The organism is Paracidovorax sp., assembly GCF_057642795.1.
Genome location: NZ_JBXYZY010000007.1, coordinates 1 through 523 on the forward strand (window position 1 = coordinate 1; position 523 = coordinate 523).

Annotated in this window: 1 protein-coding gene; it reads left to right on the forward strand. The window is 33.8% G+C overall.

Annotated features, from left to right (window positions below):
* Positions 1–461 (forward strand): IS6-like element IS257 family transposase (locus AC3A84_RS04820; RefSeq protein WP_487968514.1); only part of this gene is annotated, 461 nt, incomplete at its 5' end.
* Positions 462–523: the final 62 nt, after the last annotated feature.

The window sequence follows — 523 nt, forward strand, 5'->3', positions numbered from 1 at the left end:
AATTGCGTATTGATGAGACGTACATCAAAATAAAAGGAAAATGGAGCTATTTATATCGTGCAATTGATACAGAGGGACATACATTAGATATTTGGTTGCGTAAGCAACGAGATAATCATTCAGCATATGCGTTTATCAAACGTCTCATTAAACAATTTGGTAAACCTCAAAAGGTAATTACAGATCAGGCGCCTTCAACGAAGGTAGCAATGGCTAAAGTAATTAAAGCTTTTAAACTTAAACCTGACTGTCATTGTACATCGAAATATCTGAATAATCTCATTGAGCAAGATCACCGTCATATTAAAGTAAGAAAGACAAGATATCAAAGTATCAATACGGCAAAGAATACTTTAAAAGGTATTGAATGTATTTACGCTCTATATAAAAAGAACCGTAGGTCTCTTCAGATCTACGGATTTTCCCCATGCCACGAAATTAGCATCATGCTAGCAAGTTAAGCGAACATTGACATGATATATTAGTGGTTAGCTATATTTTTTACTTTGCAACAGAACCAAAT